Below are 16436 nucleotides of genomic sequence, written 5' to 3'. Positions count from 1 at the left end.
AACGTCCAAGCGATGCTGACCAAATCCCCTGAAGCACTCGTCCAGCCGATCCATCTGATGCCGGCATCAGCAAGGGCCACGCTCTCGCCGCTCGCCGCGCGTCTTCGCAGCGAAATGAAAGGCGACGTGCTGTTCGATCGCGCGGCCCGTGGACGTTACGCGACCGATGCCTCGATCTATCAGATCACGCCGCTGGGCGTTGTCGTGCCGCGCGACCAGGCCGACTTGCTGCTCGCGCTGGACATAGCACGCGATGCCAAAGCGCCCGTGCTCGCACGCGGCGCGGGGACGAGCCAGTGCGGGCAGACGATCGGTGAAGCGCTGGTTATCGATACCAGCAAGTGGCTCAACAACATCATTGAGTTCGATGCCGAAACACGCACGGTGACGGTGGAACCGGGCGTGGTGCTGGATCACCTGAACGCGTGGCTGAAGCCGCACGGCTTGTGGTTTCCGGTGGATGTATCGACGAGTGCGCAATGCACGATCGGCGGCATGGCAGGCAACAATTCGTGCGGTTCCCGTTCCATGGAATACGGGATCATGGTGCACAACGTCGGGTCGATCGACGCCGTTCTCGCCGATGGTCATCAGGCGACGTTCGGCGCGTTGGGCGCAATGTCCCTGGATGCACGCACGCGTTCTTTGGTCGAAGGCGTGCAACGGATCGCGCAACGTGAACGCGATGAAATCCGCGAGCAAGTGCCGAAGGTCTTGCGGCGCGTGGCGGGCTACAACATCGATCTCTTCGATTGCCAAAGCCCCTTGCCCTTCAGCGCCGACGGCGAACCGAACCTCGCGCAATTGCTGGTCGGCTCCGAAGGCACGCTTGCGTTCAGCCGGCGCCTGAGATTGAAGCTCTGGCCGCTGCCTGAGCACAAGACGCTGGGGGTCGTGAACTTCCCGACGTTCTACGACGCAATGGACATGACGCAGCACATCGTCAAACTCGGTCCGGTCGCGGTGGAGCTCGTGGACCGCACGATGATCGACCTGTCGATGTCGAATCCGGCGTTTCGTCCGGTCATCGAAAAGGCGCTGGTCGGTCAGCCGCAAGCTGTGCTTCTCGTCGAATTCGCAGGCGCCGACAAGGCCGTGCAACTCGCGAAGCTCGCACAACTCGTGGAACTGATGGGCGATCTCGGCTTGCCCGATTCGGTTGTCGAGATGCCCGGCGCTTCGGAACAAAAGGCCTTGTGGGAAGTGCGCAAGGCCGGGCTCAACATCATGATGAGCATGAAGGGCGACGGCAAGCCGGTCTCGTTCATTGAAGATTGCGCCGTGCCGCTCGAACATCTCGCGCAATACACCACGCGTCTTACCGAAGTGTTCCACAAGCACCATACCGAAGGCACGTGGTACGCGCATGCAAGTGTCGGCACGCTGCACGTGCGGCCTATCCTGGACATGCGTCGGGATGGCGCGCAAAAGATGCGCGCCATTGCGGAAGAAGCCTCGGCGCTGGTACGTGAATACAAGGGTGCATATTCGGGCGAACATGGCGACGGTTTGTGTCGTGGCGAATGGGTCGCGTGGCAATACGGACCCCGCATCAATCAAGCATTTCGGGAGATCAAGACGCTCTTCGATCCAGAGAATCGCATGAGTCCGGACCGGATCGTGAATCCGCCGAAAATGGACGATGCGACCCACTTTCGTTTTCCGCCTTCGTACCGCGAACGTGCGCTCAAGACGCAGCTCGACTGGTCGCAATGGGACGTGACACGCGATCCGCTGACCGGCGAAGAAACACCGGCCGGCAGCGGCGATGACCGTACCGGCGGTCTCGCGAAAGCGGTCGAGATGTGCAACAACAACGGCCACTGCCGCAAGTTCGACGCGGGCACGATGTGCCCGAGTTATCGAATCACGAAGGACGAGCAACACGTCACGCGCGGCCGCGCCAATACGTTGCGGCTTGCGATCAGCGGGCAACTGGGTGAAGAAGGGCTCGCGAGCCAGGATGTGAAGCACGTGCTCGATCTGTGCGTATCGTGCAAGGGCTGCAAGCGAGACTGCCCGACAGGCGTCGATATGGCGAAGATCAAGATCGAAGCGCGCGCCGCATGGACCGCGAAGAACGGCTTGCGCTTGCGCGATCGACTGGTGGGATTCATGCCGCGATACGCGCCGTATGCGAGTCGCGTGCCGTCGTTGTTCGGGTCGGTGGAGCGGTTGCCGCGCGTGGCGAGCTGGGTCAAGTCGCGTCTCGGCCTGGCGCCCGAACGCGCGTTTCCCAAGTTCGTTGCATCGTTTTTATCGACGGCCGAACAGCCTCTGCCTCCGTCGGTCGATGGCAAGGAAGTGCTGCTTTTCGTCGATACCTTCAACAACTACATGGAACCGGAAAACGCGCGTGCGGCGAAGCGTGTGCTGGAAGCCGCGGGTTATACGGTCCATCTGAATCTGAAGGACGGTGAACGTCCGCTCTGCTGCGGGCGCACGTTTTTATCGGCGGGAAAGGTCGATGAAGCAAAGGCCGAAGCGCGCCGCACGCTTGATACGCTGCGGCCGTTCATTGAACGCGGCGTGCCTGTAGTGGGTCTGGAACCCTCGTGCCTGCTTTCCTTCCGCGACGAATTCCTCGACTACGGTTATGGCGACGAAGCGCGCAAGCTTGCGCAGACATCGTTCCTGTTCGAAGAATTCCTGGTGAAGGAAAAACAGGCGGGACGTCTGAGGCTTTCACTCAAACCGCTCGCCCATCCGAAGGCGCTCGTTCACGGCCATTGCCATCAGAAAGCATTCGATGTCTTTCGACCGGTTCAAGCCGTGCTTGGCTGGATTCCGTCGCTGGATGTACAGGTGATCGAATCGTCCTGCTGCGGCATGGCAGGCAGTTTTGGCTATGAAGCCGAGCACTACGAAGCATCGAAAGCGATGGCAGAACTGTCGCTCTTGCCGGCCATACGAAAAGCACGAGACGCATTGATCGTCGCAGATGGCACCAGTTGCCGTCACCAGATAGCGGATGGAACGAACGCGAAGGCGATGCACGTTGCGCGCGTTCTCGAGGCCGCACTAAAAGAAGTCTAAAGCATCACACCCACAGCGGACGCACGCAAAAGTTCGCGCACTGGAGACAAGCATGACACGACCGCGCAAGCCCAGGATTCGCAGCACTGCTGCAACGCCAATCGATTAAGGCTTTTATCGAAGTTCCGGATGCAGTTCGCTTCAGGCGTCCTTGGGCGTCGTGATGAAGCACGCACTAATCAAGGAGACGATGATGTTCCGTCGAGCTACGACGCGCGTTTTGTTATTGCTGTGCGCCATGTATTTCATTACGTATGTTGACCGGGTCAACGTCAGTACCGCCGCTTCGCAATTCGGCGCGGAACTGCACTTGTCGCATACGCAAATCGGTTTCGTATTTTCCGCATTCGCCTATCCGTATCTCGTGTTCCAGATCATCGGCGGATGGGTGGGCGACAGGTTCGGACCGCGTCGGACGCTTGCCGTGTGCGCCGTCATATGGGCGGGCGCCACCGTCATGACAGGGCTTTCCGGCGGGTTCGTATCGCTCATCATTGCGCGCCTGTTGCTGGGACTGGGCGAAGGTGCAACGTTCCCGACGGCCACGCGCGCCATGTCGAACTGGATGCCCGCGGACAAACGCGGCTTCGCCCAGGGCATCACGCACGCGGCGTCGCGCATTGGCAATGCGGTCGCGCCGCCGTTGATCGTGTGGCTGATGATCGCGACGAGCTGGCGCGGCGCTTTCATCGTGACGGGCGTCGTGAGCTTTCTGTGGGCGATCGTGTGGATCTTCTATTTCCGCGATAACCCCCGCGAGCATCACGCCATTACCGAAGCCGAATGCGAGACGCTTTCATCGTTTTCCGGCGTGAAGCAGAGAACGCCCGTTCCGTGGCGCGCGTTGCTTGGCCGCATGGCGCCGGTCACCGCCGTGTACTTCTGCTACGGCTGGGTGCTGTGGCTGTTCCTCGGCTGGATTCCGCAGTACTTTCTCCACAACTATCACATGCAGTTGGGCAAGTCCGCGCTGTTCGCGTCGGGCGTGTTCTTCGCGGGCGTGCTTGGCGACTGGCTGGGTGGGTCTATCACGGATCGCATCTTGCGGCGTAGTAAAAATCTTCGTCTCGCACGCAACGTGATGGTCGGCGTGTGCATGTTCCTGACGCTGCTTTCGCTTGCGCCAATCATGCTTGTTTCCAACATGTCGATCACGCTGGCTGCGTTGTGCCTGAGCGGCGGTTTCTTCTTCAACGAAATGACCATCGGGCCAATGTGGGCCGTCCCCATGGACATCGCGCCCAAACACGCCGGGACCGCGAGCGGCATCATGAACTCGGGATCGGCGCTGGCGGCGATCATCAGCCCGGTCGCCGGTGGCTTCATGATCGACCGCACCGGGAACTGGAACCTGCCCTTCACCGTGTCGATGATCCTCATGGCAGTCGGCATTGTGCTGTCCTTCACCATGCGGCCGGATCGCGTTCTGGATGATGTGCCCGCGGGTGCGGAGAACGCCGAGCCGCTTCGCAAATACGTTTAGAACAGGAGTCGATGTGACTGAAGCTTCTATCCGGGTTGAACGCGACGAAACCATCGCGACGGTTGTCATCGATCGTCCGGAGAAACTCAATGCGATGACCAAGCCGCTGTGGCAAGCGCTTGGCGAAACCATCGACACCCTTTCCGCCGATGACACCCTGCGCTGCATCATACTGCGCGGCGCGGGCGAGAAGGCGTTCTCGCCGGGCAACGATATAGCGGAGTTCCGCACCGATCGATCCAACGTCGAGCAGGCCCGTGCGTATGGCGCGATCATGCATCGCACGTTGGGCGCACTCGATCAGTGCCGGCATCCGATTGTCGCGATGATCCACGGCATTTGCGTGGGCGGCGGTCTGGAGATTGCCGCAATGTGCGACCTGCGCATTTGCGGTGAATCGAGTCGTTTCGGCGTACCGATCAAAAACCTCGGCCTCGTGATGGCGCACGCGGAACTCGACGCGCTCGCGAAGCTCGCCGGACCCGCAGTCGCGCTGGAGATCCTGCTGGAAGGCCGGATTTTCGATGCAAGGGAGGCATTCACCAAAGGCCTCGTCACGCGCGTGGTCCCCGATGATCAGGTCACGGCCGAGACATTGACCACCGCTCGCCGAATTGCCGATGGCGCTCCGCTGGTCGCGCGCTGGCACAAGCAGTTCGTCAAGCGCGCGATGAACCCCGCTCCGCTCACCGACGCCGAACGCGACGAAGGTTTCGCGTGTTTCGGCACGGAGGACTTTCGTACGGGTTACCAGGCCTTCCTCGACAAGGTCAAACCGGAATTCAAGGGACGTTGACATGTTCGAACACGACACATCCAATAGTAAAAGTTCAGGCCCGCTCTCCGGCATGCGCGTGATCGAGCTCGCGCACATCATGTCCGGACCCATCTGCGGCATGATGCTCGCCGACATGGGCGCGGACGTCATCAAGGTCGAGAAAATTCCCGGCGGCGACGATTGCCGCCGTTTCGCGCCTATTCTCGAGGGCGGCGAATCAGCGTCGTTCATGATCGTGAACCGCAACAAGCGCGGCGTCGGTATCAACCTGAAGACAGACGGTGGCCGTGAAGTGCTGCGCAAGATGCTCGCAACGGCCGATGTCGTGACGGAGAACTACCGGCGCGGCACGATGGAAAAACTCGGCATGGGCTACGACGCGCTCAAGGCGGAAAACCCCGGCCTGATCTATTGCGCGATATCGGGTTTCGGGCGCACCGGTCCGATGGCCGACAAGGGCGGCTTCGATCTCATCGCGCAGGGCATGAGCGGCTTGATGAGCATGACGGGTGAGCCGGGCCAGGCGCCGATCAAGGCCGGCTCGCCGGTCACGGATATCAACGCCGGCATCCTCGCTGCGCTTGGCATTTGCGCGGCGTACTCGGCCAAGCAAAAAACCGGCGTGGGTCAGATGGTCGATACATCGCTGTTCGAAGCCGGCTTGCAGCAAATGTACTGGGCCTTTGCCAACTATTTCGCCGACGGCACAGTGCTGCCGAAAGCAGGCTCGGCGAATCCGACGAGCGCGCCGTATCAGGCATTCCGCACGCGCGATGGCTGGGTCAACATTGGCGGAGCAAACCAGAGTAACTACGAGCGTCTGGTCGGCGTGCTCGACATCCCGGGTCTGGCGGACGATGAACGCTTCAAGAGCAACGCCGGGCGCATGAAGCACCGCGGCGTACTGGTGGACATCCTCACGAGCCGGCTGGTGGAGCGCACGACCAATGAATGGCTCACGATGTTCGATGAAATCGGTTTGCCCTCGGGTCCGGTGCTCGAGGTGCCGCAAGCGGTTGCACACGAGCAGGCATTGGCGCGTGGAATGATCGTGGAGACGACGCATCCGGTCGCGGGCCGCATGCGTGGCCTGGGTTTGCCGATCCATTTCTCCGATGGCCGCACGCAATCGCCCGTCCCGGCGCCGCTGTTAGGGCAGCATACGGCGGAGGTGCTGCGCGAATACGGTTTCTCCGATGCACGCATCGGCGCGCTGAAAGATGAAGGCGCAATCCTGGTTGGCGATGTAACGGGATGAGGAACGGCGCTTGGGGTTCCCCAAACCAAGCGGCTTTTATTCAAACGACAAGCGCAGCGCGAACGCCAGCAATGCCGCCGAAAACGTCCAGCGCTGCACGACCTGTGCGCGCGGATGACTGCGCAGCCAGCCTGAAATGCGCGTGGCGCCGAACGCCAGGGTGGTATCGAAGGCAGCGCCCATCGCGACCAGCACCACGCCGAGCTCGACGACTTGCGCCCACACCGCGCCTGCATCGGGATGTATGAATTGCGGCAATAATACTGAGCAGAACAGCAGGGCCTTGGGGTTGAGCAAGCTGCTCATCATGCCTTTCAGGAATGCGGAGCGCAGCGTATAAGCCGCGCCGGATGCTGCGTTGTTCGTATCGAGACCAAAAGCCGGCGAGCGGAAAATCTGGATCGCGATATACGCAAGATACATCGCTCCGACTATACGCACGCCGTCGTAAAGCCAGGGCGCGCTGCGCAGCAACGCGGCCACGCCCAGCGCCGACAAGGTGACGTGAAGCGTGCGCGCAACTGCGAGGCCGGCAGCGTCGATAGACCGTGTCTCAGCCCGCGTGATGCGCTGATCTGCAAGACGATCGCCATATCGGGTCCGGGCAACGCATACACCACCGCAAGCGCGCCGACAAACATCATTAATAGTTGCAGCGAAACCATGATCAACCTCGGTGTCCGAAGCCTTTATGGTGCCGTTGAATGCCTGGTGTTTTCCTGCCAAGTGCAGGCGGTTTGCCATCGTGATTAGCGGAAAACGCTCAAAATCTCCAATCTGAGAATCGGAGAATCGGAGGGCCTGCCATGCGCCGAGAACGCAAATCGAACGTCTTCATGTACAGGTAGTTGTACATATTCGGTCCAGCATGCTAGACTGGTGTTCTGGTCAGTGAAGGAAAAGACAAGGAGGAAATATGCGCACAATCCCTTTCACCGAGGCTCGCGCTAACCTTAAGCAGGTGATTGATAACGTGGTTGATGACGTCGACGTTACGCTTATCACTCGCCGCGATGCACCCAATGCAATAGTCATGTCACAGGAGCATTACGACAGCTTGATGGAGACGGTTTATCTCCTGCGATCACCAGCGAATATTGCTCATCTCGAGCGGTCTATCAAGCAGTTGCGCACGGGCAAGGTCAAGTCACACGAGTTGGATGAAACAGGCGCATGAGTTCGTTGAACATCATGTGGACTGCCGAGGCGTGGGACGATTATATTTATTGGCAGGGGCAAGATAAGAAGACCCTTAAACGGATCAACCAGCTTATTAAAGACACCCAGCGAACGCCGTTCGAAGGTGTTGGCAAACCGGAACCGCTGAAGGCTAACTTGACAGGGTTTTGGTCGCGACGCATCGACGAAACCAATCGCCTGGTTTACGAGGTCGCGGATTCGCAGATCAATATTGTCTCGTGCCGCTACCACTACTGACTCATTCAAGAGGATGCCGGACGCCGCGGTAAGTATCCGGGCGCATCAAGCTGTTAGCGGATACACGCGCTGCCGAGCCTAGATTTACAACACGCGATTCAACGCCACGAACTGCAGCAACATGATCGTCTTTGCATCGACGATCTCACCACGCCGCACCGCATCGAGCGCATCCTGAAGCGGCCATTCGATCACCTCGAGATCCTCCCCTTCAGCCTCCACACCGCCGCCGTGACCGACGCGCGAGGACGCATCGTACTCAGCGATGAAAAAGTGCAGCTTCTCAGTCACCGATCCGGGGCTCATATACGCCTCGAATACCTTCTCGACGTTCTGCACGCGGTACCCCGTTTCCTCTTCCGCTTCCGCGCGAATGCGTTCTTCGGGCGAGGCGTTATCGAGCAGACCGGCGGCGGCTTCGATCATCATGCCGTCGTGCCCGTTCACGAACGCCGGCAGGCGGAATTGCCGCGTCAGCACGACTGTCTGCCGTTCGCGGTTGAAGAGAAGAATGGTCGCACCGTTGCCGCGGTCATAGGTCTCGCGACTTTGACGCTGCCAGACGCCATCGCTGCGCAGGAAGTCGAAGGTGGTTTTCTTCAGGACGTACCAGTCATTTGAGAGGACGGTCGTTTCGATGATGCGGACTCTGTCTTTTGTAGTAACCATCGGTCTTGCTCCGGTATCGCGAAAAAGGAGCATTCATGGTATCGTGCAAATTCGTGCAATATCAAGATATTTCGTGCAAATGAGTTTTCAACCATGCTGACGTCCCAACGAAAGAAAGCGATCCTCGATGCGCTGGCGCGCGACGGCCAGGTGCTCGCGAAGCAACTCAGCGAGACCTTCGATGTATCCGAGGACACCGTGCGGCGCGACCTGCGCGAACTGGCCGGCGAGGGACTATTGCAGCGCGTGCATGGCGGCGCGTTGCCGGCATCGAGCGCGGTGGCGCCGTTTGCTGAGCGGCGGCAGATCGAGTCATCGGCCAAACGCGCGATTGCGGGTGCAGCGGCGGCTATGATCTGCAAAGGGCAGGTCGTGATCGTCGATGGCGGCACGACGTCCGCCGAACTGATCCGGCAAATCCCGCGCGACTTGCAAGCGACGGTCGTGACGCACAGCCCGAGCGTGGCTGTCGGGCTGATCGATCATCCGCTGATAGAAGTGCTTGTGATCGGCGGGCGGCTCTTCAAGCATTCCATCGTGACGGTCGGCGCCGCGGCGATCGAAGCCATGTCGCATATTCAGGCCGATATCTATTTCATGGGCGTCACCGGCGTGCATCCCACGGCGGGATTGAGCACAGGCGATTACGAAGAGGCGTATGTAAAGCGGGCGCTCGCGGCGCGTGCGGCCGAGACGGTGGTGCTGGCGTCTTCGGACAAGATCAACGCCGCTTCGCAATTCGTGATTGGAGGGCTCGCGCTTGCCCAGACGATCATTGTCGAGATGGCGACCGATCCGGCGCTGACAAAACCGCTGGAGAAATCGGGCGTGACAATCGTGCGTGCTTAGGCCGTATGTTAAATGAGTCCTTCGGCGGCCATGCTATCCAGACATTTTTCCGGGCCGCCCACAACAAGGCGTGCCGTACACGCAAGCATCAGGTTCAGACTCAAACCGAAATCCTCGACCACAAAACCACTGGCGCAATACGAAGCGCCGCCTTCTTTCCTAACCGATACACGCTCGATCAATGTCCGGTTATCGCCCGTGTAAGCCCATATCGGCTTGTTTAGCGCGGCGGCAAATCCGACTTCGAACGCGGTGCCGCTATCCGGCTCACCTGCGCCGCGAAAGTCGTTGAGATTTGCCATGACGATATCCGCCGAGCGAATCAATTCCATGTTCGCGCGGCAAATCCATTGCGCCTGGCCAAGCTGATCCAGTTCGTCCGGGACTTCGCTATCGAGCGGGTACAGACCGATCGCGCCACGCGACTGACACATCGCCTTGAGCGTTTCGCCATGAGCAAGCGCGTCGTTTCGAAAGACATCGAAACCCGCGAGATAGATTCGCGGCGTGGATGCGGCCAATTCGATAGGAAGCGGCGTTGGTGTGTAGCGACCTTCGCGAACCTTGCGACGAACCCGGCCCAACTGTTTATGAACCGAGGTTACGAGCTTACCCGTGCGCGTCGCGATTTCTTCGACGCTCAAGCCCTGGTCGACCAATTCGATCAATGACAGTTGTTTCTTGGTTGGGCCGCGCATTGCTCTCCCGGATACTGCGTTTATTTAAGCTAAAGATTATCGCATTGGCGCTGTCAAGCTAGTTAAGGCGCAATCAGGCTTGCACGTCGCCTGCCTTGGAAGCCCCGGTTTTGCCAAATCAACAAGCCGCTTTAGAGGCGATTCACCATTGATCAGGCCAGGGCGGCTGGTTATCGGCTAGTAAGCGGGCTTAGAATACGCCCATGTGCAGGCGTCCCGCTTAGGGAAAATACCAGGCACACGTCAACGCCGCAGCCTGGCGATTCAGAGAGACCGCCGGCGTTATTTGTTTCTAGATAGATCTCGAATATACCGATTGAGTCCATGACAGGCAGGAAGTGCGACGCCGACGTGGCAAAAGCAGTCGCGCAAAAAAAAAGCAAAGATCCATGGATACCAAATTAGCGCCTTTTAGTTTGCCTCGCTGGCGGTTCACAACGTGGTTGTGCTATTCCGGGCCCGACGTACCAGACGATATACGCGTTGCGTTGATCGGAAGCCTGTTTGGCACATTGCCGATTTTTGCCGGCGGCGTTCTCAATACCATTGCCGTTTCCATCGCCATCACGATGCGTGAACCCACGCCTGCGTTCATTGCATGGGTGGTGTTGGAGGTCCTGTTGTGCGGTACGCGCCTGGTCCTGCTGGTCGCGGCGCACCGGGCCTCACGGCGAGGTCAACCGACCTACACGGACGTGTATCTGCTGCTGGGCGTGCTATGGGGAGCAAGTGTCGGTTACGGTGCGTTCATCAGTATCCTGAGTACGGACTGGATTGCGGCAACGCTGTCCTGTTTGTCCGCTGCCGCCATGGTCGGCGGGATCTGCTTCAGGAATTTTGGCGCCCCGCGGCTCGTCGCGATCATGATCTTGTTGTCGCTGGGTCCTTGCTGCATTGCTGCGGCAATGTCCAAGGAACTCATCCTGACGCTTACGCTGATCCAGATTCCGTTTTATCTGGTTGCAATGAGCATCGCCGCATTCCGTCTCAACGGACTGCTCGTTTCAACGATGAAAGCCGAAAGGGAAAATGACCATCGTGCGCGGCATGACGCGCTGACCAGCTTGCCGAATCGCGCGGGATTGATTCACGCATCGCAGACGCGGTACAAGGCGGCGTCGGGAAGTCGTGACAAGACCGCGGTGCTTTACATCGACCTGGATGGCTTCAAACCCGTCAACGACCAGTACGGCCACGAAGCCGGCGACCTGTTGCTCGTGATGATCGGCGGACGTCTGAATGCGCTGAAAGGTCCCGACGACATGGTGTTTCGTATCGGCGGTGATGAGTTTGTGGTGACCATCAGCGCGTCGGGTCACGACGACGCCGCAGCGTTCGCCGACCGGCTGATCAGTGAAATGTCGTCGTCGTTTGCATTGACATCGCATGTCTCGGTGAACGTGGGCGCGAGCATTGGCGTGGCGCTCGTGCCGGACCACGGCGCTGACGTATTGACCGCACTCAACGCCGCCGACAAAGCCCTGAACGTCGCCAAGGCCATGGGAAAAGCGCGCTGGAGCCTGGCGACTTAGCGCCTTTGTCTTGGTCCTGGCGGCGCGCAAGTCTCAGCGAATATCAGCGCAAATCAGCGTTTATCTTCCGGCGACGACCCGCCGCTCAGCCACGACATATCTACGTGCAGCAATTCCGACAAACGCCGGCAATCCGCATTACGCGGCAACGTAATTCCCGCCCGCCACAACGCGACATCGCCTTCGGTGACCCCGAGCGATTTCGCCACGCGCTGCGACGTCAGCCGCGAGCGCTTGATGGTCATGTCGAGCCTTGCAGCGAATGCGCGGCCCAGCCTCTGGCCGCCGCTATTTTCGCTGCTGTCGCTGACATGGTGGTCGGTAAGACTGTGTGCGTTCATGAATGCGCAATGCCAATGGCGGTTACGGTGTTCGAACGGAGAACTCTATGGGATCAAAAAGTCGTGTTAGTGACATTACATTCGCTTTAACGGGCGAAATGTTTTCAGGCGCACATAACAATAAAGATGCGGAAATGCCAAGCCGCCGCAAGCACGTTTCCTTGACGTTTTGATGTCAGCCGCACATTCGAATCAAATTTTGTTTCGGCCGCGGCTCAAGCCGGCAAAGCGGCGCAAACTTTGCTGCATGTAAAACTTAAACCAGGGAGGAACACATGTCAGTGAACTATGGCGTGCTCAAAGGCACGGTAACGGGCCACCTTCGCAACGCCGACGATGACCACTACCAGATCCTCGTCCACGGCGGCACGACCGTTTTTCGAATTGCATCGAATGTGAAATCGTCGGCGCCGCACGCGCCTTCCATCGTGCTGTTCGAAGAACTCGATACGCTGCCTGCGGCTTTCATCAGCGAGCTGGCTGCGCTCACCCCGGGTTTCACGAATTTGCCATCGACGCCCGGCGGCCTTGCGATCGACTACGTGCGCGGCGGTCTTGTCGATACAAAATCGATGAAACCCGTTCCGGCCGACGCGCCCGGCGTGAACAACGATCTGAAGGACAAACTGGAAGATGCGGTCGTGACCGCAATGGCCATGGAAGGATCGATTGTTTATGCGTTCGGATCGCGCTGGGGCCCGGAGCAAAACAAACCGGATCAGTACTTCAACTTCGTTCCCGGCAACGGCGTTCACGATATCCACATGAACCAGGGCAACGGCGGCCAGTACGCGAGCGACAACGGCGCGTATCAGGACGGCGCGCTGATGATCGCGTATCCAAACAACACGTGGCGCGCGTTTTTCTTCGCGTTCCAGTCGCAGACTTTCGATACCGACGCAAACGGCAACCCCGTGAAGGCTTAAACCTTCTTCAGGTAGCAGGCCTTGAGCATGAAACTGCCGGCGTCCATCTTGCAATCGACTTCATGGTCGCCGCCAACCAGCCGGATGCTCTTCACTTTCGTGCCAACCTTCAGCGTGATCGATGAGCCCTTGACCTTGAGGTCCTTGATCAGCACAACGGAATCGCCGTTGGCGAGCACGTTGCCGTTGGCGTCCTTGACGACGGAGGTTTCGTCTTCATTGGTGGACGCGGTATCGGTTGCGGACCATTCGTGGCCGCGGTCAGCGCAAATGATGCGGTCCGCGTCGGCGTAAGTGTTTTCCATCGAGCAGAGCGGGCAGTGCGGGAGCGTAGACATGATTCCTCAAATAATCGTAACGGTCGAAGCGATGCGAACACGTTCTGGAATGCAAACGGGATCGCTTCGAAAGGCGGGATTATAGAGGGCGCTTCAGCCGGTTCATGTTCTGCAATGCGACCCATGACTGACCACATCATTCGCATTGCCGATAAACGGCGGACCCAGGGCGGCAAGTGTCTGGCACCCGAGCAAACGCATCGCGATCAACATTTCGTCCATCATCAGCGCGAGGACGCCGGCTGCGCCTGCCAAGCCGTTCGCCGCGACGCCATACAACGGCGCGCGTCCAAGCAGCACGCCGCTTGCGCCCAACGCGACCGCTTTCAACGCATCGCTGCCGCGCCGCACGCCGCCATCCACCAGCACGGTCATGTCGCCGCCGACCGCGTCCACGATTCCCGGTAAGACCTCAACAGGCGCAAACGTGCTGCTCAATTGCCGGCCGCCATGATTCGATACAACGATGCCATCTGCCCCATGCTTCAAGGCGAGCGTTGCATCGTCGGCGCTCATCACGCCCTTGACGATCACCTTGCCAGTCCAGTGCGCGCGGACCCAATCGAGGTCGGTCCATCCGAGGTTCAGATCCATCTGCCGGCTCAGCATGGCCGAATGACGCGATAAATCTGCGCGCTCACCCACGCTCTTCGCGATGTTCTTGAGTTGCGGCGAACCGGAGCGCGCCATTTGCATCGACCAGTGCGGATGCATCACGCAATCGGCAATGAGCTTCGGCGTCAGCTTCAACGGCAGTTTGAATCCGTTGCGCGTGTCGTGGTCGCGCTTGCCGTGCACGGGGACATCGACGGTCAGAAGAAGCGTCGAATAACCTGCAGCACTTGCACGCCGCATGATGTCTTCGGCAATGCCGCGATCCTGCTGCACGTAGAGCTGCATCCACAAGTCGCCTTGCGGCGCGGCGGCGCGCACGTCTTCGAGCAGCGACGTGGAAGCCGTCGATAGCGCGAACGGCAAACCCGCGCGGCTCGCCGCCTGAGCGAGAAGTTCATCGGCGCGCGGCCAGAACAGGCCGTTCAGACCCGTCGGCCCGACGATCATCGGCGCGGCGGCTTCACGCCCGAAAAACTGTGTTGCCGCCGAACAAATGGACACGTCCTTCAACACGCGCGGCTTGAAAAGCCACTGCTTGTAGGCGTCCGTATTGCGCTTCAAGGCATCGCCGTCTTCTGCACCGCCATCCAGATAATCGAACGCCAGGCGCGACAAGCGCCGGCGTGCAGCAAGCCGGTAATCCGCTACCGATGAAACCATTCAAGCTCCCTGATTCGATTGCACTACAATCGTGATAATCACAATCCGATACTTTCAGAAGCCCAACAAGCATGGTCAAAAGCGCTGCCGGCAAGCCAGAAGAGTTAGCCGAGAAAGAGACTCAGCGCTCGTCGCTGTTTGTCGGATCGACCGAAAAAGCCTTCCAGGTCCTGCATGCGTTCGACGGTCCGAGCCGCCACATGACGCTCGTCGATATTGCACGCGCCTCCGGTCTGGATCGCAGCGCCACGCAACGCCTCGTGCACACACTCGAAGTGCTCGGCTATCTTTATCGCGTGCCGGAAACGCGTAACTACGGCCTGACCACCAAGGTGCTGCAGTTCTCGTACAACTACGTGCGTGCGAACGAACTCATCGACAAAGCCTCGCCGTATCTTCTGGACATCAGCCGCCGGCTTGGCGAAACCACCAACCTCCAGGAACTCGACGGCCACGAGATCGTGTTTGTGGCGCGCTTTCCGGGGCAGCATCTGGTGAACATCGACATCGTGGTCGGCGCGCGTTTGCCGGCCATGTTCACGGCGTCGGGCATTGCAATCCTGTCGCGCCTTTCCGATGAACGCGTGCGCGAGATCCTCTCGCAAACCCGGCTCGATCCGATCACGCATTACACCGAAACCAACCCCGAGAAGCTGCTGGAACGCGTGCGTAAAGTCGCGCGGCGCGGTTATGCGGTGATCGAAAACGAAACCGTGCTCGGCGATATTTCCGTGGCCGCGCCGGTGACCGATCACGGCGGCATGGCGGTCGCCGCCATCAACATCTCGGTGCCGACGTCGCGCTGGTCTATCGAACGCGTTGAAGCCGAGCTCGCGCAGCACGTGCAGGTCGCCGCGACTTCCATTTCGAAGGCGCGGCTTTCCGGCTACAAGCGCTGAGCGTTCACTTCAAAGCTTGCGTTCGAACAGATCGAGCTGCTTTTCGAGTTCCGCGCGCAGATTCGCCGACAACGCCGGGTCCGCCTGAACCAGCGGCGCGAGCATGTCGGGCGCGTGGACATCGATAAGATCCATCACCGACTTCATCGGACCGGGGTTGGTCTCGGCGAACGCCAGGTTCATCAGCGGGATCAGCGAGCGATGCAGCGCGAGCGCATCGTGGGTCTTCCCTTCGCAAGCCAGGTCATAGATCCTTTTCCATGCGGTCGGCAACAGCGTCGCTGTCACCACGATGCCACCGCGCGCCCCGGCCGCCACATGCAGCGGAAACAGCGTGTCTTCGCCGCTCAGAACAGCGAACGATTCATCCACGCCCGCGACCGTGCGCAGGAAGTGCCACATGTCCGTGTTGCACGCCTTCATGCCGATGATCCGCTCGTGCTTCGACAACTCGTGCAGCACTTCGGGCGCAATCGAGATCCGCGTGCGATACGGGATCTCATAGATGAGGATGGGCAGCGGCGATTCGTCGGCGTATCGCAGGAAGTAATCGCGGATGCCGCCTTGTGTCGGGTTCGTGTAGTACGGCGTCAGCACGAGCAGAGCGTCGGCGCCGGCCGCGGCGAAGTCCTTGCCGGCTTGTATGGCATCGTGATAACCAGGATCGAGCACGCCCGCGATTACCGGGATCTTGCCCGCTGCTTCCTTCGCCGTGATCTCGGCCATGCATATGCGTTCCGCACGCGAAAGCGCGCCGTATTCGCCGGTGCCGCCGAGCGGTACCACGCCATCCACGCCTTGCTTCAGCAGATAGCGCATCAGGGCGCGGGCGGCATCGGCGTTGATCGTGTCGTCGGGATTGACGGGTGTTGGAATGGCCGGGAAGACGCCACGCAGTTGTTGAGCTGAAAGCATGA

At 59.7% G+C, this 16436-nt stretch carries 16 protein-coding genes and 1 pseudogene; 10 read left to right on the top strand and 7 right to left on the bottom strand.

Annotated features, from left to right (window positions below; translation table 11 throughout):
* Positions 1-12: 12 nt before the first annotated feature.
* From AX768_RS16515 to AX768_RS16500, 4 genes are all read left to right on the top strand, one after another.
* The gene (locus tag AX768_RS16515) at positions 13-3036 is read left to right on the top strand and encodes an FAD-binding and (Fe-S)-binding domain-containing protein (protein ID WP_062001225.1); all 3024 of its coding nucleotides are present in this window, start codon (positions 13-15) and stop codon (positions 3034-3036) included.
* A gap of 190 nt (positions 3037-3226) precedes the next feature.
* Complete coding sequence (locus AX768_RS16510) at positions 3227-4519, top strand: MFS transporter (protein WP_062002272.1); 1293 nt, start codon at positions 3227-3229, stop codon at positions 4517-4519.
* 13 nt (positions 4520-4532) lie between these two features.
* The gene (locus AX768_RS16505) at positions 4533-5315 is read left to right on the top strand and encodes an enoyl-CoA hydratase/isomerase family protein (protein ID WP_231941493.1); all 783 of its coding nucleotides are present in this window, start codon (positions 4533-4535) and stop codon (positions 5313-5315) included.
* Position 5316: 1 nt separating this feature from the next.
* Positions 5317-6555: a CaiB/BaiF CoA transferase family protein gene (locus tag AX768_RS16500; protein WP_231941492.1), complete on the top strand. Its 1239-nt coding sequence runs from the start codon at positions 5317-5319 to the stop codon at positions 6553-6555.
* Between the two features lie 36 nt (positions 6556-6591).
* Here the strand turns inward: AX768_RS16500 and AX768_RS16495 are convergent.
* A pseudogene (locus tag AX768_RS16495) lies at positions 6592-7220 on the bottom strand (LysE family translocator).
* 251 nt (positions 7221-7471) lie between these two features.
* Here AX768_RS16495 and AX768_RS16490 point away from each other — a divergent pair.
* Together AX768_RS16490 and AX768_RS16485 are read left to right on the top strand one after the other, a co-directional pair.
* Complete coding sequence (locus AX768_RS16490) at positions 7472-7732, top strand: type II toxin-antitoxin system Phd/YefM family antitoxin (RefSeq protein ID WP_062001223.1); 261 nt, start codon at positions 7472-7474, stop codon at positions 7730-7732.
* Positions 7729-7992, top strand: a complete 264-nt coding sequence (locus tag AX768_RS16485; RefSeq protein ID WP_062001222.1) for a Txe/YoeB family addiction module toxin — start codon at positions 7729-7731, stop codon at positions 7990-7992. Before AX768_RS16490 ends, AX768_RS16485 begins: the two co-directional genes overlap by 4 nt.
* Before the next feature lie 84 nt (positions 7993-8076).
* Here the strand turns inward: AX768_RS16485 and AX768_RS16480 are convergent, their stop codons facing one another.
* The gene (locus tag AX768_RS16480) at positions 8077-8661 is read right to left on the bottom strand and encodes an NUDIX domain-containing protein (protein ID WP_062001221.1); all 585 of its coding nucleotides are present in this window, start codon (positions 8659-8661) and stop codon (positions 8077-8079) included.
* Between the two features lie 93 nt (positions 8662-8754).
* On the opposite strand from AX768_RS16480, the gene AX768_RS16475 reads away from it, so the two are divergent.
* A complete protein-coding gene (locus tag AX768_RS16475) occupies positions 8755-9510 on the top strand; it encodes a DeoR/GlpR family DNA-binding transcription regulator (RefSeq protein WP_062001220.1) in 756 nt (251 codons plus the stop codon).
* An 8-nt stretch (positions 9511-9518) separates the two neighbouring features.
* Here the strand turns inward: AX768_RS16475 and AX768_RS16470 are convergent, their stop codons facing one another.
* Positions 9519-10208 (bottom strand): nucleoside 2-deoxyribosyltransferase, encoded by a 690-nt coding sequence (locus AX768_RS16470; RefSeq protein ID WP_082778902.1) that lies wholly within the window; start codon positions 10206-10208, stop codon positions 9519-9521.
* A 389-nt stretch (positions 10209-10597) separates the two neighbouring features.
* Between AX768_RS16470 and AX768_RS16465 the strand changes: the two genes are divergently transcribed.
* The gene (locus tag AX768_RS16465; RefSeq protein WP_062001219.1) at positions 10598-11740 is read left to right on the top strand and encodes a GGDEF domain-containing protein; all 1143 of its coding nucleotides are present in this window, start codon (positions 10598-10600) and stop codon (positions 11738-11740) included.
* Between the two features lie 53 nt (positions 11741-11793).
* Here the strand turns inward: AX768_RS16465 and AX768_RS16460 are convergent, their stop codons facing one another.
* On the bottom strand, positions 11794-12081 hold the full coding sequence (locus tag AX768_RS16460; RefSeq protein WP_062001218.1) for a hypothetical protein: 288 nt from the start codon (positions 12079-12081) through the stop codon (positions 11794-11796).
* Positions 12082-12356: 275 nt separating this feature from the next.
* Between AX768_RS16460 and AX768_RS16455 the strand changes: the two genes are divergently transcribed.
* A complete protein-coding gene (locus tag AX768_RS16455) occupies positions 12357-13007 on the top strand; it encodes a YukJ family protein (protein WP_062001217.1) in 651 nt (216 codons plus the stop codon).
* Here the strand turns inward: AX768_RS16455 and AX768_RS16450 are convergent.
* On the bottom strand, positions 13004-13345 hold the full coding sequence (locus AX768_RS16450; protein ID WP_062001216.1) for a zinc ribbon domain-containing protein YjdM: 342 nt from the start codon (positions 13343-13345) through the stop codon (positions 13004-13006). The two genes, AX768_RS16455 and AX768_RS16450, sit on opposite strands and share 4 nt — an antisense overlap.
* A 102-nt stretch (positions 13346-13447) precedes the next feature.
* Entirely contained in the window at positions 13448-14620 is a 1173-nt protein-coding gene (locus AX768_RS16445) for an alpha-hydroxy acid oxidase (protein ID WP_062001215.1), read from the bottom strand.
* Positions 14621-14691: 71 nt separating this feature from the next.
* On the opposite strand from AX768_RS16445, the gene AX768_RS16440 reads away from it, so the two are divergent.
* Complete coding sequence (locus AX768_RS16440) at positions 14692-15519, top strand: IclR family transcriptional regulator (RefSeq protein ID WP_062001214.1); 828 nt, start codon at positions 14692-14694, stop codon at positions 15517-15519.
* Positions 15520-15528: 9 nt separating this feature from the next.
* Here the strand turns inward: AX768_RS16440 and dapA are convergent, their stop codons facing one another.
* Positions 15529-16434, bottom strand: coding sequence for a 4-hydroxy-tetrahydrodipicolinate synthase (gene dapA / locus AX768_RS16435; protein ID WP_062001213.1), 906 nt, complete (start codon positions 16432-16434; stop codon positions 15529-15531).
* Between the last annotated feature and the right edge of the window lie 2 nt (positions 16435-16436).

It is taken from the genome of Burkholderia sp. PAMC 28687 (genome assembly GCF_001577465.1).
Classification (GTDB): Bacteria; Pseudomonadota; Gammaproteobacteria; order Burkholderiales; family Burkholderiaceae; genus Caballeronia.
The sequence above is the reverse complement of the archived record's forward strand: the minus strand, read 5'-3'. Positions and strand labels throughout refer to the sequence as shown.